General features: G+C 55.2%; 14 protein-coding genes. 4 read left to right on the top strand and 10 right to left on the bottom strand.

Features of this window, described 5'->3' with window-relative positions; translation table 11 throughout:
• Nucleotides 1–738: 738 nt before the first annotated feature.
• Genes OGY35_RS16800 through cecR form a run of 4 tightly spaced genes read right to left on the bottom strand, consistent with a single transcriptional unit; the run spans nt 739 to nt 5,263 of the window.
• Nucleotides 739–1,872, bottom strand: coding sequence for an ABC transporter permease (locus OGY35_RS16800; RefSeq protein WP_286632884.1), 1,134 nt, complete (start codon nt 1,870–1,872; stop codon nt 739–741).
• Nucleotides 1,865–3,601 (bottom strand): ATP-binding cassette domain-containing protein, encoded by a 1,737-nt coding sequence (locus OGY35_RS16795; protein ID WP_286632883.1) that lies wholly within the window; start codon nt 3,599–3,601, stop codon nt 1,865–1,867. The genes OGY35_RS16800 and OGY35_RS16795 overlap by 8 nt, the downstream gene beginning before the upstream one ends.
• Nucleotides 3,594–4,589 carry a secretion protein HlyD gene (gene hlyD, locus OGY35_RS16790; protein ID WP_286632882.1) on the bottom strand — a complete coding sequence of 332 codons (996 nt, stop codon included), beginning with the start codon at nt 4,587–4,589 and terminating at the stop codon, nt 3,594–3,596. The genes OGY35_RS16795 and hlyD overlap by 8 nt, the downstream gene beginning before the upstream one ends.
• Nucleotides 4,589–5,263, bottom strand: coding sequence for a transcriptional regulator CecR (cecR, locus tag OGY35_RS16785; protein ID WP_152405361.1), 675 nt, complete (start codon nt 5,261–5,263; stop codon nt 4,589–4,591). The genes hlyD and cecR overlap by 1 nt, the downstream gene beginning before the upstream one ends.
• A gap of 231 nt (nt 5,264–5,494) precedes the next feature.
• On the opposite strand from cecR, the gene rhlE reads away from it, so the two are divergent.
• Entirely contained in the window at nt 5,495–6,871 is a 1,377-nt protein-coding gene (rhlE, locus tag OGY35_RS16780; RefSeq protein WP_286632881.1) for an ATP-dependent RNA helicase RhlE, read from the top strand.
• A 673-nt stretch (nt 6,872–7,544) separates the two neighbouring features.
• Here rhlE and OGY35_RS16775 read toward each other — a convergent pair.
• Nucleotides 7,545–8,279 (bottom strand): GntR family transcriptional regulator, encoded by a 735-nt coding sequence (locus OGY35_RS16775; RefSeq protein ID WP_152405358.1) that lies wholly within the window; start codon nt 8,277–8,279, stop codon nt 7,545–7,547.
• Nucleotides 8,280–8,481: 202 nt separating this feature from the next.
• Between OGY35_RS16775 and pcaB the strand changes: the two genes are divergently transcribed.
• From pcaB to dinG, 3 genes are all read left to right on the top strand, one after another.
• Nucleotides 8,482–9,834 carry a 3-carboxy-cis,cis-muconate cycloisomerase gene (gene pcaB, locus OGY35_RS16770; protein ID WP_286632880.1) on the top strand — a complete coding sequence of 451 codons (1,353 nt, stop codon included), beginning with the start codon at nt 8,482–8,484 and terminating at the stop codon, nt 9,832–9,834.
• 33 nt (nt 9,835–9,867) lie between these two features.
• Nucleotides 9,868–11,289 carry a DASS family sodium-coupled anion symporter gene (locus OGY35_RS16765; protein WP_152405356.1) on the top strand — a complete coding sequence of 474 codons (1,422 nt, stop codon included), beginning with the start codon at nt 9,868–9,870 and terminating at the stop codon, nt 11,287–11,289.
• Nucleotides 11,290–11,505: 216 nt separating this feature from the next.
• On the top strand, nt 11,506–13,683 hold the full coding sequence (gene dinG, locus OGY35_RS16760) for an ATP-dependent DNA helicase DinG (protein WP_286632879.1): 2,178 nt from the start codon (nt 11,506–11,508) through the stop codon (nt 13,681–13,683).
• Here the strand turns inward: dinG and OGY35_RS16755 are convergent.
• From OGY35_RS16755 to OGY35_RS16735, 5 genes are all read right to left on the bottom strand, one after another.
• Nucleotides 13,670–14,173: a fimbrial protein gene (locus tag OGY35_RS16755; protein ID WP_286632878.1), complete on the bottom strand. Its 504-nt coding sequence runs from the start codon at nt 14,171–14,173 to the stop codon at nt 13,670–13,672. The genes dinG and OGY35_RS16755 overlap by 14 nt on opposite strands.
• The gene (locus OGY35_RS16750) at nt 14,170–15,081 is read right to left on the bottom strand and encodes a fimbrial protein (protein WP_353655489.1); all 912 of its coding nucleotides are present in this window, start codon (nt 15,079–15,081) and stop codon (nt 14,170–14,172) included. The genes OGY35_RS16755 and OGY35_RS16750 overlap by 4 nt, the downstream gene beginning before the upstream one ends.
• A 101-nt stretch (nt 15,082–15,182) precedes the next feature.
• A complete protein-coding gene (locus tag OGY35_RS16745; RefSeq protein WP_286632877.1) occupies nt 15,183–17,726 on the bottom strand; it encodes a fimbria/pilus outer membrane usher protein in 2,544 nt (847 codons plus the stop codon).
• A 29-nt stretch (nt 17,727–17,755) separates the two neighbouring features.
• Nucleotides 17,756–18,430 (bottom strand): fimbrial biogenesis chaperone, encoded by a 675-nt coding sequence (locus OGY35_RS16740; protein ID WP_286632876.1) that lies wholly within the window; start codon nt 18,428–18,430, stop codon nt 17,756–17,758.
• A 68-nt stretch (nt 18,431–18,498) separates the two neighbouring features.
• The gene (locus OGY35_RS16735) at nt 18,499–19,035 is read right to left on the bottom strand and encodes a fimbrial protein (protein ID WP_286632874.1); all 537 of its coding nucleotides are present in this window, start codon (nt 19,033–19,035) and stop codon (nt 18,499–18,501) included.
• Nucleotides 19,036–19,223: the final 188 nt, after the last annotated feature.

Genomic DNA, 19,223 nt, shown 5'->3' with positions numbered 1-19,223 from the left:
GGCCTGATAAGCGCAGCGTCATCAGGCAGTTTGCCGGATGACGGCACAAGGCCTTATCCGGCCTACGGTGACTTATACCCGATGAAGCACTCCGTAGGCCTGATAAGCGCAGCGCCATCAGGCAGTTTGCCGGATGACGGCACAAGACCTTATCCGGCCTACGGTGACCTATACCCGATGAAGCACTCCGTAGGCCTGATAAGCGCAGCGTCATCAGGCAGTTTGCCGGATGACGGCACAAGACCTTATCCGGCCTACGGTGACCTATACCCGATGAAGCACTCCGTAGGCCTGATAAGCGCAGCCCCATCAGGCAGTTTGTCGGATGACGGCACAAGGCCTTATCTGGCCTACGGTGACCTATACCCGATGAAGCACTCCGTAGGCCTGATAAGCGCAGCGCCATCAGACAGTTTGTCGGATGACGGCACAAGGCCTTATCCGGCCTACGGTGACCTATACCCGATGAAGCATTTCGTAGGCCTGATAAACGCAGCGCCATCAGGCAGTTTGCCGGATGACGGCACAAGGCCTTATCCGGCCTACGGTGACCTATACCTGATGAAGCACTCCGTAGGCCTGATAAGCGCAGCCCCATCAGGCAGTTTGCCGGATGACGGCACAAGGCCTTATCCCGGCCTACGGTGACTTATACCCGATGAAGCACTCCGTAGGCCTGATAAGCGCAGCGTCCTCAGGCAGTTTGCCGGATATGCGAAAGCGCCATCCGGCAAATCATCAATCCAGCCGACGTTTGGTTTTTATCCACGTCAGACCAATAAACATCACCGCCGAAGCGATTAAAAACAGCACGTTGACAATCAGCACCACCGGAATATTACCAGCGAGAAACAGGCTTTGCAGCGTGCTGACGAAGTAACGCGCCGGAATAATGTAGGTCACCGCGCGGATCACCGCGGGCATACTGTCTATCTGGAAAATAAAGCCTGACAGCATAATCGACGGTAAAAAAGCGGCGTTAAGCGCCACCTGGGCGGCATTAAACTGGTTGCGGGTGATGGTGGAAATCAACAGCCCCATCCCCAGCGTGCTGAGCAAAAACAGGCTGGTGATGAAAAACAGCAGCAGTAACGATCCGCGATACGGGACGCCGAGAATAAACACCGATACCAGCATACACAGCAGCATTGCCAGCATGCCGAGGAAATAGTAGGGGATGAGTTTACACAGCAGCAGCTCGGCGCGCGTCACTTCGGTGGAGAGCAATGCTTCCATCGTACCGCGTTCCCATTCGCGCGCGACGACCAGCGAGGTGAGGATCGCGCCGATCACCGTCATGATGATCGTCACCGCACCGGGGATAATAAAATGCTGACTGATGGCCGCCGGGTTGAACCAGTAGCGGGTCTGCACCTCAATCAGCGGTTCAAACGTTTCCCCGCGATCTTCCGCCCGCTGCATCTGCCAGATTTGCCAGATGCCTTCCACATAGCCCTGCACGAAGTTGGCGGTATTGGGTTCACTGCCGTCGGTAATCACCTGAATCGGCGCGGTGTCGTTGGCGCGCGCCATCTGCTGGGCGAAATCGACCGGAATGACCACCAGCCCGCGAATGCGCCCGGCCTGCATTTTTTCAATCAGCGCCTGGCGGTTATCGCTGATAGTGGCGTCAATGTACGGCGAACCGGTCATTGCGTGGGCAAAGTCCAGCGCCTCTTCGCTTTGCTGTTCAAGCAGGATCCCTACCCGCAGCTTGCTGGAATCGAGGTTAATGCCGTAGCCAAAAATAAACAGCAGCAGCAGTGGGATGACCACAGCAATCAGCCAGCTACTGGGATCGCGGACGATCTGTCGCGTCTCTTTGACGCACAGCGCCCGCACGCGGCGCCAGGAGAGAAGGCGGTTACGCATTGCCGTGCTCCTTATCCCAGTCATTAATCAGCCGGATGAATGCCTGTTCCATGGTCGGGTCCGGCGTGTCATCATCGGCCGCCTGCGCCTTCAGGTCGTCCGGCGTGCCGCTGGCAATTAGCTTCCCGCGATAGACCAGGCCGATACGGTCGCAATATTCCGCTTCGTCCATAAAGTGCGTCGTCACCATCACCGTCACGCCTTTTTCCACCATGCTGTTGATATGCAGCCAGAACTCGCGGCGGGTGAGGGGATCGACGCCAGAAGTGGGTTCGTCGAGAAACAGAATGTCGGGTTCGTGCATCAGCGAACAGGCCAGCGCCAGACGCTGCTTAAAGCCCAGTGGGAGTTCATCGGTGGCATGCGAGGCGATACTTTTCAGGCCAAACGCCTCGCTCATGCGGGCAATTTTTTCGTTCTGCGCGCGTCCTCGCAGGCCATAAACGCCGGAGAAAAAGCGCAGGTTTTGCTCCACCGTCAGGTTGCCGTACAGCGAAAATTTTTGTGCCATATAGCCCAGATGCTGACGCGCCTTACCGGAGCTGACTTTCAGATCCATGTCCAGCACCAGCGCTTTGCCGGAAGTGGGCACCAGCAGGCCGCACATCATTTTAAAGGTCGTGGATTTCCCCGCGCCGTTGGGGCCCAGCAGGCCAAAAATTTCCCCGCGCTGGACGGCAAAATCAACGTGATCGGTGGCGGCGAAATCGCCAAATTTCTTGGTCAGGGCTTTCGCTTCAATCACCGTTTCGCCCGGTGTCCCTTCGACGGTGTGCAAAATGGCGCCCAGCGGCGATTCAGAGGTGGCAGCCCCGCCCAGCAGATCGATAAACGCGTCTTCGAAGCGTGGCGCGGTTTCGCTGATATCGATCGCCGGCATGCCGTTGCTGCGGCGAATATCGTCTGCTGTGGCCTCTTTTTTCAGGATCAGACGAACCGATTTCCCCTGGATCATGCCGTCGCTGACCTGCGGCAGTTTAAGCGCCCGCTGGAGCAATTTACGGTTGTTTTCCTGTGGGCTGTGCATCAGAAAACTGCGCCCGGCCATGGTTTGTGTCAGTTGAGTCGGTTCGCCCTGATACAGCAGTTCGCCTTCGTTCATCAGCAGTACGTCCCGACACTGTTCGGCTTCATCCAGATACGACGTGCTCCACAGGATCAGCATCCCGTCGCCCGCCAGTTCGTGCACCATCTGCCAGAGTTCGCGCCGTGAGATGGGGTCAACGCCGACGCCGGGTTCATCCAGTAACAGTACTTTGGGTTCACCGACCAGCGTACAGGCCAGCCCCAGTTTCTGTTTCATCCCGCCGGAGAGTTTTCCCGCCAGACGACCGGTAAACGGACCGAGCGAGGTGAATTCCAGCAGGCGGGCAAAGGTTTTTTCCCGCACATCGCCTGTAACGCTGCGTAAATCGGCGTACAGGTTGAGGTTCTCCATCACGGTGAGATCTTCATACAGGCCAAATTTTTGTGGCATGTAACCCAGCACCGCGTGCAGCGCGCTGTCGTTTTTAATCGGATCAAAGCCAATCACCGTTGCGCTGCCGCCGTCCGGCCTCAACAAACCCGCCAGCATTCTCATCAGCGTGGTTTTCCCTGCACCGTCCGGTCCCACCAGACCGGTCACGTATCCGGCGTGAATCGTACAGTCGAGCGGGGCGACTGCCGGCTTTTCCAGTCCGGAAAAACGTTTAGTCAGCCCGCTCAGCGTGATGACGGCGTCATTCATGTCCAGCCTCGTTGCCGAACGTCACCGTCACCGGCATGCCCTGGCGCAGGGCGTCGTCGGCATCGGTGACCACAATACGCAGGCGGTAAACCAGATCGGTACGCAGGTCCGGCGTCTCTACCGTTTTCGGGGTGAATTCTGCGGTCGGGGAGACAAAGCCGATTTTACCGTGATACGGCTTTTCGGGACGTCCATCGGTGTACAGCAGGATTTCGCGTCCCGGCTGTGCCTGAGAAAGATGACGTTCGTCGACGTAGGCGCGCACCCAAACCGGTCGGGTGAGGGAGAGCGTCAGCACGGTACCCCCTGCGCTGAGCATGCTGCCGGGCTCAACCGCGCGGGTTAACAGCGTGCCGTTCGCCGGGGCGACAAGCGTGGTGTCATGGAGGTCGAGTTCCGCCTGCGCCAGCTGTGCCTGCGCCTGTTCAAGGCTGGCTTTCGCCTGGGCGATATCCTGTTCACGATTACCGGAGCGGTACTGACTCAGTTTGTCCTGTGCGGATTTCAACGTTGCCAACGCCTGGTCGCGGGAAGAGCGGGCGTTTTCCAGATCGTTAGCGGAAATGGTGCGGCTTTTCCACAATCCCTGCTGACGGTTGTAGAAATTCTGCGCGTAATCATAGGCGGCCTGCGCCTGTTTCACCGCTGCCGCTGCCTGGGCAATCTCTTCCTGACGATAGCCCGCCAGCATCAAATCGTACTGGGCCTGCGCGACGGAAACACCGGCTTTTGCCTGCATCAGGGCGTTCTCATAGGGAGCATGATCCAGCTCGCCCAGCACCTGTCCTGTTTTAATGGCATCGCCTTCATCCACCGTCAGTGATGCGAGTCGACCACCGACGCGAAAGCTGAGGTTAACGGTACGGATGTCCACGTTGCCGTAGAGCGTCAGTCCGTTGTCCTGCCGGCTTTGATACCACCATGTGCCACCGGCAATCACCGCGAGCAGCGCCGCGATCACCAGGCCAATAACGACAGGCTTTTTCATCAGTCCAGACTCCTTTGCGATAAACCTTGCAGAATAAGATCGATATGACAGGTCACGGTCTGCGTAATCAGCGCCGTTTTTTCTTCATCAAACTGCGACCAGCCGGTACGTAACAGAATGGTTTCTTTACCGAGACGGAATGCCAACACTTCGCCGAGCAGCGCGTGGGTATGCAGAATCATGCGCGTGTCGTGGGCGTCGCAACCAGTATACGCGGCGATAAGACGGGTCAGATGACTGTGCAATGGCTCGATAACCTGCTCGTGCACCCGCTGATACGCCGCGGTAGGGGAGAGCTGTTCGCGCGAGATAAATTTGCTCAGATTCACGGTGTCATCCTGGGTTAACAGCATGATCATGTTTTTGCAGGCGCGCAGAATCAGCTCGCGCATGGCGGCACGGTCGGGATGGGCCTGGGCGAATAAACGTTCGGCGTCTTCCGCGTGCGGGCGAAACTGACTGCCAATGAAATCGGCAATCCACTGGGCGCAGGCGAGGTATAAATCCTCTTTTGAGCCAAAATAGTAGGTAATGGCGGCAATGTTTTGCCCGGCCAGCGCGGCAATGTCGCGAGTGGTGGCATGCAGGCCATACTCGCCAAACTGGGCCAGTGCGGCGGCAATCAGCTGGCTTTTGGCCTGTTCACCTTTGGTGGTCATAGTGGGAGTATTCATCACGCGACCTAAATCTTAATCAATCGATTGATTAAGATTATGACTGAAAATCATCCTTGTCCAGTCTGGTGGTTTATTTTGTCGATGCCAGTAAGAGGGATAATTTATGCGGTGCGTCACAAAAACTGCTACACTCCGCCCCTTCATGACATTGTGGTTTTTGTCATTCCCAAATTGTATGTATCTCCCTGAAAACGACACCGGGAACGGTCGGGGCGGTTCGGAGTAGTTATGTCTTTTGATTCCCTGGGTTTGAACCCTGATATTCTGCGCGCCATTGCCGAGCAGGGTTACCGTGAACCTACCCCTATTCAGCAGCAGGCAATCCCTGCCGTGTTGGAAGGTCGCGACCTGATGGCGAGTGCGCAGACCGGTACCGGTAAAACGGCGGGCTTTACGCTGCCACTGTTACAGCACCTTATTACTAAACAGCCGCACAACAAAGCGCGCCGTCCGGTACGGGCGCTGATCCTGACGCCGACGCGTGAACTGGCGGCGCAGATTGGTGAAAACGTCCGTGATTACAGCAAGTATCTGAACATCCGTTCGCTGGTCGTTTTTGGCGGCGTGAGCATTAACCCGCAGATGATGAAACTGCGCGGCGGCGTCGATGTGCTGGTTGCAACGCCGGGCCGCTTGCTGGACCTGGAACACCAGAACGCGGTGAAACTGGACCAGATTGAGATTCTGGTGCTGGATGAAGCGGACCGTATGCTGGATATGGGCTTTATTCACGATATTCGCCGTGTGTTAGCGAAACTGCCGGCGAAGCGTCAGAACCTGCTGTTCTCTGCGACATTCTCTGATGAGATCAAGGCGCTGGCCGAAAAGCTGCTGCATAACCCACTGGAAATTGAAGTGGCACGCCGCAACACGGCTTCAGAACAGGTCACGCAGCACGTGCATTTTGTGGATAAGAAACGCAAACGTGAGCTGTTATCGCAGATGATCGGCCAGGGGAACTGGCAGCAGGTGCTGGTGTTTACCCGTACCAAACACGGCGCCAATCATCTGGCGGAACAACTGAACAAAGATGGCATTCGCAGTGCGGCGATCCACGGCAACAAGAGCCAGGGGGCGCGTACCCGTGCGCTGGCTGATTTTAAATCAGGTGAAATTCGCGTGCTGGTGGCAACGGATATTGCCGCGCGTGGTCTGGATATCGAAGAACTGCCGCACGTGGTGAACTACGAGCTGCCGAATGTTCCGGAAGATTATGTGCACCGTATCGGTCGTACCGGGCGTGCGGCGGCTACCGGTGAGGCGCTGTCGCTGGTCTGTGTTGATGAACACAAACTGCTGCGTGATATCGAAAAACTGCTGAAAAAAGAGATCCCACGTATTGCCATGCCAGGCTATGAGCCGGATCCATCGATTAAAGCAGAGCCGATCGAGAATGGTCGCCAACAGCGTGGCGGTGGCGGCGGCGGTCGAGGCCGTGGTCAGGGGCAAGGGCAGGGCGCGGGTCGCGCTCAACAGCCGCGTCGTCAGGACGGTGGCGCGCCAAAAGTCGGCGCTAAACCTTCACGCCGCACAGGCGATGCGAAACCGGCTGGCGAAAAGCCCCGTCCGCCGCGTCGTCCACGCAGAATTACGCCAGTCCAGTAAGGGGTCAGGGGAACCTGATACTCTGAGAAATTTTACGTTCACTTTGTATTCAGTGATTCTCTGAAACTACAGCACACGTGAACGTGCAAGGGAGGCTCTCCGCCGCCTCCCTTGCAACCCTGGCTCCCGGCAAGGAAAATCGCCACTTCGTGGTGCATTCGTCTTATGCCGTCTGCCTGTCGGGTCGGGGTCGAGCCTGCATCCCCGCAGGCCGTCCCCTCCGCCCGCTTCCCTGCGGGCGGACCCGGTCAGCCGTCACGCCTCATCGATTTTCAGGCCGGACCAACGGCATCGCTTCAACATCCTCCCTCCCGGATAAATTTATTTTGCTGCCAAAAAAGCAAACCGCTGAGAGGGTCAGGTGTGGAGTGGTCCGGCTGAAAATTGCCGACGTGTTTCCGTAAGGCCGGGGGAACCCGCAGGGATGCGGGTTCAGGGTGCGCGAAGCAGGGATGCTGAGTCGCACCCGACCCGATAGCCTGAAGGAATAAGCGGAGGGTATCGCGAAGCGACAATTTTCCTGCCGGGAGCCTGGATTGTTAAGGAGGCGGCGACGAGCCTCCTTAACACGTTCACAGGAGCAAGGGTGCCAGACAAGCTGCGAACATGAGGTGAACGGAACCTGTTACAGGTGGTGGCATATTCACTTTAAAAGGGTATGCAAAATTCCCCCTCATTCCCCCGAATTCTGCGATTTCAACACGATAGAGCAGGTATACCTTCCCGCCGGGTGAATTGAAATCGTGGTCTCGAACACCTTTCCGTCTCGATCCCGATAGCGTCGCACGATGCGCATCCCCGGAGAATCGGGCTCGACATTCAGTATCTTTGCGATTTTCTTTGGTACACCAACGGCGGTGATCGTCTGATGGACTTCGTGGCTCTTAATCCCGTAGTGCGTTTCGATCAGATCGCTAATCAGCGAGTGCGGATCGTCACGGATAAACGTGCGCAGCCTGGAGTAATCGGTGCTGGCGTAACTGTCCGTCCAGCAAATGGGGGCGTCCGGGTTTTGCGCATCTTCGCGAATACTGGCGATATGTAGCCAGCGTGAGCCTGGCGGACAATCTATCAGCTGAGAAAGCTCAATATCCGCCACAATCTCATCGATCTTCTTAATCACCCGCAGGTTGTTCTTCGCCAACAGCAGCAGATCTTCCAGATGCGACAGCGGATGGTTAACCCCGCTCGCCTGCGGTTCACATACGCGCGTACCTGCGCCTTTACGCCGCGAAATCAGCCCCTGTTCCGTTAATTCCCGCAACGCTTCGCGCATGGTGTGACGGCTCACCTGCCAGGTTTCGCACAGTTCCATTTCCGTCGGAAACAGTGAACCCGGTGGGTAAGTTCCCGTCGAGATTTGATGGGCCAGTTCACGGGCTATCCGCTTGTACAGAGATTCTTTCATCGCAGTTTCATCAAATAATTAATGATCACAGTCACAAAAATGTGTACGGGCTATTCCATACATTCATCATGATTATTATAAATGTCCGTACATTTAAAATGTACGGACATTGTTTTATGTTCGGACATTTAAGCTGTCCCGGCTGAGGTGTAAACCGGGGCAGACACACATCTTATCACTATCGGATTAAACCGGGGGATTTATGGCTTCGAATGTAATGGATTCTGTTTTATTTAGAGATTCTTTTGGTACACCGGCAATGCGTGCGGTGTTTGATGACTACGAACTCATTCGCAAATATGTCGAAGTGGAGGTCGCGCTCGCCAAAGCGCAGGCGCGCTGTGGGGTGATCCCGGAAGCGGCAGCCAAAGAGATCGCCGAGAAGTGCAATGCCGATACGCTGGATTTCGATTTGCTGCGCCATGAGACGGAAATCGTCGGTTACCCGATCCTGCCGCTCGTTCACCAGATTTCAAAGCAGGCCGGCGAGTCTGGCGGCTACGTGCACTGGGGAGCGACGACGCAGGACATTATGGACACGGCGGTGGTCCTGCAAATCCGTGATGCCTTTGAACTGATCGAGGCGGACATGGACCGGTTGCGTGCAACGCTGGCTGACCTGGCGCTGCGCTATCGTGATACGCCGATGGCCGGACGCACCCACTTACAGCAGGCGCTGCCGGTGACTTTTGGCTATAAAGCCGCCATCTGGCTGGACATGTTTGAACGCCATGCCGAACGTCTGCAACAGGCGCGTCCCCGCGTGCTGGTCGGTGAATTTGCCGGGGCTGCCGGCACGCTGGCATCGCTGGGCGATAAAGGATTGGCGGTACAAAAAGCGCTGATGGAAGAGTTGGGCCTCAACGTTCCCACTTCCACCTGGCACGTGGCGCGCGACGGCTTTGCCGAAGCGGTGAACCTGCTGGCGGTCATGACCGGTTCGTTAGGGAAGATTGCGTATGACGTGATGCTGATGGCGTCGAACGAGTTTGGCGAACTGTATGAACCGTTCGTGAAAGGACGCGGTGCGAGCAGCACCATGCCGCAAAAACGCAACCCTATCTCCAGCGAACTGATGCTGGCCTGTGCAAAAGGCGTTCGTCAACAGGCCGGACTGATGCTGGATGCGATGGTTCAGGATCTGGAACGCGCGACCGGGCCGTGGCATGCGGAGTGGATTGCGATCCCGGAAAGTTTCGTGCTGAGCGCAGGCGCGCTGCATCAGGCCAACTTTATGCTGGCGGGACTGGAGGTCGATGAAGCGGCGATGCTGCGCAATCTGGGAATGACCAATGGACTGATTGTGGCAGAAGCCGTGATGATGGGACTGGCTCCGTACATCGGTCGCCAGGATGCCCACGATGTCGTCTATGACGCCTGTCGTATCGTCAATGAGAAGGGCGGTCACCTGGCAGACGTGCTGAACGCTATGCCGACAGTTGCACAGCGACTGGATCCGCAACTGATCCACCAACTGACCGATCCGGCAAATTACCTGGGAATGGCGCCTGAAATGGTCGATCAGGTGCTGGCCAAGTATCAGTCACGGAAATGAACGTTCTCGTGTTAACGGAATAAGGATATTGCTATGTCTACGAATTCTGTCGCGGGAAAGAAAGTTATCTCATTTCTGATCCCGCTGGTGATTGGCGCCGTCATTTGGTTTATTCCCGTCCCTGACGGGCTAACGCCGGCGGCCTGGCATATGTTTGCGATTTTTGCCGCGACCATTGCGGCTATCCTGACCCAACCGCTCCCTTCGGGGGCGGTCATGCTGATTGCGCTTTGCGTGGTTATCTTTAGTAAAACCTTGACCGAGGCAAAGGCGCTGTCGGGCTTTGCCTCTGGCACCGTGTGGCTGATTTTCTGCGCCTACGTGCTCTCACTGGGATTTGTGACCTCCGGACTGGGGAAACGCATTGCTTATAAAATGCTGTCGCTGTTTGGTGGAAGCAGTCTGGGAATTGCTTATTCGCTCGGCGTTTCCGACCTGATTATGGCCCCGGCGATGCCTTCCGTGACGGCGCGTTCTGGTGGGATTATTTTCCCCATCGCCCGTTCAATCAACGACGTACTCGGCTCGGCACCCGGCGCGACCGGTAAGCGGATTGGTGATTTCTTAACGATGGTCTGCTTTCAGTTCACGCCGATCACCGGGGCGATATTTTTGACGGGGATGGCGGCGAACCCGCTGGTAGCAAGCCTGGCAAAATCCACGCTGGGTCTGGATATCACCTGGGGCGGATGGTTTATTTCCGCCGTAGTACCGGCGATGGTCTGCTTTTGCCTGATGCCGCTGCTGGTCTACAAGCTGCTGGATCCGGAACTGAAGCACACTCCGGAAGCCAAAGCGATGGGCAAACAGTCGCTCAGCGAACTGGGCGGAATGAGCAGTAATGAGAAAAAAGTGGCGGTAGGCTTTGTGCTGGCGCTGGTGGGCTGGGGAACCAGCCTGATAACCGGGATCTCCGCGACGTCGGTCGGGCTGGGGCTGGCGGCCTATTTGTTTGCGACCGGCGCGGTAAGCTGGAAAAGTCTCCTTAATGACCATGCCGCGTGGGATACGGTAATCTGGTTTAGCGTGATCATCAGCCTGGCGACGGGTCTGGCGGATCTGGGATTCATCAAATGGATGACGGTGAAGTTGGGCAGCGGGATTCAGGGATTCGGCGCGATGGAAGCCTTTATCGTGCTCGGGGTACTGTACATCTATGTCCACTATCTGTTTGCCACCGCCACGGGGCACGTTGCCGCGCTGTACGCGCCGTTTGCCGCAACGGCGATTGCGGCCGGCGCGCCGCCGATGATGGTGGCAATCTGCTTCGGTATCTTCAGTAACCTGATGTGGGGGAACACGGAGTACGGTGGTGGACCCGGCCCTATCTACTTTGCGCAAGGCTATTTCGAGCGACCGCGGTTTTACCGAATCAACCTGTGTGTGGTGACGTTTAATGTGATCATCATCTTCGCGGTTGGGATGCTGTGGTGGAAGCTGCTGGGATACTATTAAGTCATAGCGCAGCTGCCTGATGGCGCTGCGCTTATCAGGCCTACGCGCTTATCCGGCCCGGAGTATGCTTAAACGTAGGCCGGATAAGGCGCAAGCCGCCATCCGGCACTTCGCCCCCGAGTTGCGAAGCGCTTTCCAGAACCGGCAAAAAAGGTACGTTCCAGGCCTGAAATGTGCCACAATAGTGGCTGTTTATACAGTATTTCAGGTTTTCTCATGGCATTAACCGCTGCGCTCAAAGCGCAAATCGCCGCCTGGTATAAGGCGCTTCAGGAACAGATCCCCGACTTTATCCCCCGTGCGCCGCAGCGGCAGATGATTGCCGATGTCGCGAAAACGCTGACCGGAGAAGAAGGGCGTCATCTGGCGATTGAAGCACCCACCGGGGTGGGGAAAACCCTGTCTTATCTCATTCCCGGTATTGCCATTGCCCGGGAAGAGCAAAAAACGCTGGTGGTCAGTACCGCCAACGTGGCGTTGCAGGATCAGATCTACAGTAAAGATCTGCCATTACTGCGCAAAATCATTCCCGATCTTCGCTTTACCGCCGCGTTTGGTCGCGGTCGCTATGTGTGCCCGCGAAATCTGACGGCGCTGGCCAGTACTGAACCCACGCAGCAGGATCTGCTCGCGTTTCTTGATGATGAACTCACGCCGAACAACCAGGAAGAACAGAAGCGCTGCGCAAAGTTGAAAGACGCCCTCGACAGCTACAAGTGGGACGGCCTGCGCGATCATACGGATATCGCCATTGATGACGACCTCTGGCGGCGATTGAGCACCGACAAAGCCAGCTGCCTGAACCGCAACTGTCATTACTATCGTGAGTGCCCGTTCTTTGTGGCGCGTCGTGAGATTCAGGAAGCGGAAGTGGTGGTGGCAAACCATGCGCTGGTGATGGCAGCGATGGAAAGTGAAGCGGTGCTGCCGGACCCGAAAAACCTGCTGCTGGTGCTGGATGAAGGCCATCATCTGCCGGACGTCGCCCGCGATGCGCTGGAAATGAGTGCCGAAATCACCGCACCCTGGTATCGCCTGCAGCTGGATCTGTTCAGCAAACTGGTGGCGACCTGCATGGAGCAGTTTCGTCCCAAAACCACGCCGCCGCTGGCGAATCCGGAGCGTCTGAACGCCCATTGCGAAGAGTTGTATGAGCTTATCGCCTCGCTTAATAGCATTCTCAATCTGTACATGCCCGCCGGGCAGGAGGCGGAACATCGCTTTGCGATGGGAACACTGCCGGATGAAGTGATGGAGATTTGCCAGCGTCTGGCGAAGCTCACCGAAACGCTGCGCGGTCTGGCGGAGCTATTTTTAAACGATCTCAGCGAGAAAACCGGCAGCCACGATGTTGTGCGCCTGCACCGGGCTATTTTGCAGATGAACCGTGCGCTGGGGATGTTTGAGGCACAAAGCAAACTGTGGCGGCTGGCCTCACTGGCCCAGTCGTCCGGTGCGCCGGTGTCGAAATGGACGACGCGCGATGTGCGCGACGGGCAGCCTCACGTCTGGTTTCACTGTGTGGGGATCCGCGTGAGCGATCAGCTGGAGCGGCTACTCTGGCGCAGCGTGCCGCATATTATCGTCACCTCCGCCACGCTGCGTTCGCTTAACAGTTTTTCACGCCTGCAGGAGATGAGCGGTCTGAAGGAGAAAGCCGGAGACCGTTTTGTCGCGCTTGATTCGCCGTTTAACCACGTCGAACAGGGCAAAATCATTATTCCGCAGATGCGCTATGAGCCGCTAATTGATACCGAAGAGCAGCATATCGCGGAAATGGCTGCCTATTTTCGCGAACAGCTGGAAAGCAAAAAGCACACCGGCATGCTGGTATTGTTTGCCAGCGGACGGGCAATGCAGCGATTTCTGGAACACGTCACCGATTTGCGTCTGCTGTTGCTGGTCCAGGGTGACCAGCCGCGCTATCGGTTGGTGGAGTTGCACCGTAAGCGGGTGGAGAACGGCGAGCGTAGCGTGTTGATTGGGCTGCAATCTTTCGCCGAGGGGCTGGATCTGAAAGGGGATTTGCTCAGCCAGGTGCATATTCATAAAATAGCGTTCCCGCCCATTGACAGCCCGGTGGTGATCACCGAAGGCGAATGGCTCAAAAGCCTCAATCGCTATCCGTTTGAGGTGCAAAGCCTGCCCGCCGCCTCGTTTAATCTCATTCAGCAGGTGGGACGCCTGATCCGTAGCCACGGGTGCTGGGGAGAAGTGGTGATTTATGACAAACGGCTACTTACCAAAAACTATGGTCAGCGGCTGCTGAACGCGCTGCCGGTATTCCCAATTGAACAACCGGAAGTACCGGAAGTGAAAAAAAAACCGACAAAACTCGCCGCCGGGCGTAAAAAAAGCCTCCGTGCTAAGGGGCGCGGTCCTACTGGTAAATAAAGGTCACCTGAACCACGCTTGCGAATGTCCCGCCGCTGACCGGCATTGACGTTGCGTAGTAGCGGGCGGCCAGCGGGAAATCCGCCGTATGATCGTTTGGGTTGATTAACACGCTGAAGCTTGAGTGCGGTGCCAGCGCTATCTGATCCTGGGGATCGGCGAGCTCCAGCGCTAACCCTTTTGCCGTACCGGCATTGGCGAATTTCGTCGGATGGGTGCTGTCCGGCTGGCCGTGAAAGGTGGCGGTGGCTAGTACAGCGGTCGTCGGACATTTCGACAGCGTCAGATCAAACGTTTTCCATTTGCCGGTATCGCCCACCTCTTTAAAATCACTTGAGTTTGCCTTACCCAGACTCACCGTTAAATCCTGGCTGGCGCTGTCTACCTGGCAGGCGTTCGCGTAAATATTTCCGCGAATATTGATCTGGACTTCTTCCGCCTGGGACTGGCAAGTCAGTCCCAGCAGCAAAACGGCCAAAAACATTTTCATTTATAGGCCACCGTGATGGTTGCGACGGTGTTAGCCGTCCCCGGCGAAATGTCCGCGCTGGTTTGTTCGTAAGAGACGCTGAAGGGGTATTGCGACTGAATATTCGCATGTGTGATGAACGTGTTCATATATTGTTCAAAAACAGGTACCTGACCGTTGAAGAGCATTTTCACGCCCACACCCGTGGCGACGCCGCTTTCCGGAGTGAGCTTAATGACACCGGGATAATTCGTTTCATAGCCGTTGGCGCTGGCGATCATCATTTCCGGCTGTACGTCCTGATCGCAGAGCATGCCAATATTGAAAACCGACTGGGATACTAAAGTGCCTGGACCGGTAAAGCGGCTCAGCGGAACATCTCCGAGCGTGACGGTCAGGGATGCGGGCGATACGGCGCAGGTCACCGCTTTGACCTGGACATCACCAGAATATGAAATGGTGTTCGGGCTGTCTAAGCCTTCAACATGCCCAACGCCAAGGTTGAATTGCGTATTGCTGCTTGTGAGTGAGCCGGCGGCCACTGTTTCGCTGGTTTTCACCAGCTCCAGTGAGACATCAAAGCTAAACGGGTATGAACCGTCGCTGTTCTTCGTAGAAGACACCTGGCCTATGGGGTCATTATCAGAGCAGTACTGATCTGCCGCCCCTACTACGCGTTGCCCCTTATCGTTTCTGAGCGACACCCCCACTCCGGTAACCCCCGACGCATAGACGCCAGGGATGCCGGGAACCTCTTTACCGAAGCCGTTGTAGCAGACAATGATAGGCTGACCCGCGTCTTCGTCCACATAGCAGTCCCCCGATATGTGAACTGAACGTTCTGTTCCCGAAATCGTTGCGCCTACGGGCAGGCTGGTAGACACGGAGACAGACGTTAACGACAACAGCGCGGGTATATTCGGCGACATACAGTTGGCCTTCGCGTGCGGCATAAAGAGCACAGCCGTAGCCAGTACCAAAAGTAAAAATAATTGTTTTGCTATCTGCATAATGTTCAGTCCGGTGTTCATCAGTGACACTGCGCGGCAGCGTTTATAATGTGGGTATTGTCCTTTTCTTTCGTCAGGGCGTAATCGGCGACGCAATGTTCGCTTGACTCCTTGCCCCAGGAGACGAGCAGTTGTCCCTGCTGTGACAGACCAGTGAGATACACCTGACCATCGTTGCCGACGATAAATTCGCCGCTCTTATCTTCTGTTGTCACCGTTGCGCCAAAGGGCAGCGGTTTATCGTTCCTGGCTATCGTCATTAAGACGCGGTTGCCGACGCGGGTATCGAAGCTGGCTCGAACCACCGCACCGCGTGTCGGCGTGACCGTCTGCGAGGCGTGTGTGACGTCGGCATCCTCAGGCAGTGTTTCCGTATCCAGCGATATTGGGTTGTGGCGCCACGGCGTAACAAAGGGAACGAGGGTATAGCCGCGAGAATCGGTTTCCACACCCGTCTGGTTAGCGACATGTGTGCCATGCGTACCCGGTGCTTTGACCAACACCACGGTTTCGCCCAGCGTCTGACCAAGCGTGACCCCGTCGGCGTGGGCAACGATGCCCCCCTGAACCCCGGCGCTTACCGTCTGCTGGTGGCTGTCCTGGCTTACTCCGCCATGCATTTCGCCATAAGTGCCTTTGTAATCCGCATTCATGCTGGTGGCCGTATTGTTATTGGCACTGTCCTGACTTTGTTGAACGCTCCAGCTCAGGTTGTCACCCTCCAGTGTCGTACCGTTCAGGCCGAGGTTGTGAGTGGTGCCATCTTTACTGTTGTTCAGACTGTAGTTTGCCCAGGTGTTGTGCATCCAGTGGTCAAGAGGTACCGATATGTTCAGGCTAATCAGGCGTTCATTGCTGACCGATTCACCATCTTCATTCGTGTCGTAACTGTTCTTATTAAAACTGTAGCTAAGGCTGTAACTTATCCCGTGCCAGCTATTGTTGTAGCTGGCGCTCAGCGAGGTCATATCCTGACTCTGAGACCAGTAGCTCTCTTTCACCAGACTTAACGTCATTGACCCCCAGTTCTCACCCAGCGGCTGGTCTACAGTTGCTTCCGCCCGCGAACGGCGCTGCTGCGGCGCGGACCAGTTGTTCGCGCGGGTCCAGGAGTCCATCGTGTCCTGTAAGGTGTAAAAGCCTTTGCTGTTGTAGCGATAACCCGCCAGCGAAACGTTAGTGCCGGTTACGGCAAAATTTTTGCTGTAACGCAGACGTAAGGACTGGCCTTTGCTGGTTTTACGCTGTTTGAGCAATGCTTTGGCGCGTGTGACATCCACCGAGAACGCCCCTAAGTCACCCACGTTTTTCCCGATGCCAAGGGCAGCGGAGTGATAATGCGAGCTCTGCTGCGTACCGCCATAAAGGGTCACACCGTGTGACATGCCATAGATAGCACTTCCTTGCGCGAACGGATTTTTCTCGACGTCTTTATCGTATGAGCGGTAACGTCCGACGGTAGCGCTGTATTTCAGGTGTTTCTCACGTTGCAATACTGGCACTGAGGCAAACGGCACCACGAAATGGCTTTCACTGCCGTCGGTCTCTTTCACGGTGACGTTCAGATCGCCACTGCTGCCGGTCGGATAGAGATCGTTAATCTCGAACGCGCCGGGAGCGACAGTGTTCTGGTAGATAACATAGCCGTTCTGACGAACGACCACCATGGCGTTACTGTGCGCTGTGCCGCGTACCACGGGGGCATAGCCACGCTCGCTGTCTGGTAGCATGTCACTTTCGGAAGCTATCTGTGCGCCGGTATAAGAAATACTGTCAAACACATCGGCCTGAGTATTACTCTGGCCCACGGTCAACTCACTCTTCAAACCGATGACGTCGCGCTGCGCATAGGTATAAACAGGGGTGAATTTCCCGTTGTCATTACCGCCATCCGAACTGTGATTCCATGTGGTGTAATTACGTATACGCCAGGCGCCGGCGTTAAAACCCGGACGCAGGTTGATGTACTGGTTGCTGCTGTCCGCTTCCCCCCGCTGGCGGGCGTGGTTCTGGCTGGCATTCGCGCTGTAGTTCAAAATACCGGCAGTGATCCCCTCGTCATATTCTTTCTGATCGATATAGCCACGCGGCACCTGACCCACCGCTGACTGAGGAATACTTAACAGAAGCTGTTGGTTTTTGATGCGAAAGGTCGCGGAAGCAGACGGTATGGCGCGAATGTCGGCACACTCTCCCTTTCCTGCCAGTTGGGGAAAGTCTTTGATTTTGACGCCAAGGTTTTTTAAATCATCAAGGCTGAAACAAGGCTGCAGGGAATTATTCCCCTGCGTATCTTTTTTTAATGTAAAAATAACGTCGCGGGTATCAATTTTATTATTATTGACGAACACGCTAACCTGATATTTTCCTGGTGCCTGGCCCGGGCCATTTTCATAAATGGCAAGATCAGTCTTTCCCTGCTCGGGATTATCAATATCCAGTAGGGCAGGGTTAAAATAATCATCAGCACGGGCCTGTAACGTAAAGCAGGTCAGTGCTATTCCACAAATGGTGGGCAGCATCGCATGCAATCGACGTGAAAGCGGTTTTTTTGTGCTGTACATGATTATTCAGGCACCAAATAATGAATTTATTAATGAACGGGTGCAGACCTGGTTTTGCTGATGCTGCCAAAATCGGTAATGATTGACCATGACACGGTTGAACCACGTGTATTGGGCGGTAGGGCAAAGTGGCTTGCCGTTTTCGGCCTGGCCCAGGTGGCCTTAGTCACTTTTTTCCCATTCAGGGTGACGCTCTGGAAATTCATATAAAAGGGCGTGGGGTTATTCACCACCAGATCGTTGCCTTCGATGTGCCATTCAAGTTTATCGGCAACCTCTTCTGGTTTGCCTTTGATGGAAGCCGGGCGATACATCAATTTCAGGCGCGTATTGATGGCGATTTGTAATGTATTTACCCCTTCCTGATGACTTGAGGAAGGAATGGCTTTAATATTCAGCCAGTACAGCGATTCGCGATCTTCCGGGATATTTCCACCGGTACGGACTACGCGCAGCACGTTATCTTCTTTCGCGTTCAGGCGGAACAGTGGCGGGGTAATCAGAAATGGCGCTTTGTCACTTTTTTTTATGCCAGTATCCACCCAGGACTGCACCAGGTAGTTAATATCATCCGGATTGGAAATACCAATTGAAGACTCTTTTTTCTCTCCCTGATAGACCAGACGGGTGCCATTAATAATAACACCCGCATGGGTTGTTACTGCGGTGAGTAACAGTGCGCCTAATAAATAACTGTGTCGCATAATTCTTTCTTAAAAAAGGAGGAGATAGTCACCTTCGTGTGAAGGCGACTATCTCCTGATTGATTGTATCAGTTATAAATAACGGTAAACGTAGAAACTGAGTTAGCCAGGCCCGCGGTGACAGCCGTCTGGGTTTGAATATAACGCGCACCGAATTCGAGATTGTTGACCGCTGTACCGGACGCTAACGGGTACTGGCGGGTAGGGGTATAGAGACTAACGGGTTGCGCTGAAGCGTCAACCAGTTGGATCGCCACACCCGTTGCCGTATCGGCATCCGGCGTTAACGCCAGCGTGGAATGGTTATCCGCATCCGGTGTGCCACCGAAATTAATCGCCGCTGAGGTCACTGTCTCAGGGCAATCTTTCAGCTGGATATCAAATTTCGTCAATGTGCTGGTAGAGCCCGCACCGGTAAAGACCGTTTTAGAGATCTTGCCTAACTGCACGTTCAGTGGATTACTGATCTCATTAACCACCTGACAGGCGGAATCAATGATTTCCCCTGTGAAGTTAATTTGTCCTTCACCGTCAGTGGCTGCAAATACGGATGCGGAGCATCCTACGGTTGCAGCAATAAATAAACCTAACGCAATTTTTTTCATGTTAAATCCTGGTATTCTCCTGTGAAAACTTTGCCTGGAAGTCTTCAGATTGACACTAAACTATTTTCCGGTAGTGATTAGACCAGAATACTCAGGCGGGATGTTTCTCTATAGACATTACAAGTATTTTAAATAATGCTTGAATTTTAATATTTTCAACAAAAACAGACGCGTGATGCAGTAGATAA

It is taken from the genome of Citrobacter sp. Ct235 (genome assembly GCF_030332305.1).
Taxonomy (GTDB): Bacteria; Pseudomonadota; Gammaproteobacteria; order Enterobacterales; family Enterobacteriaceae; genus Citrobacter_A; species Citrobacter_A telavivensis.
Note: the sequence above shows the minus strand (reverse complement) of the source record. Positions and strands in the feature narration are given on the sequence as shown.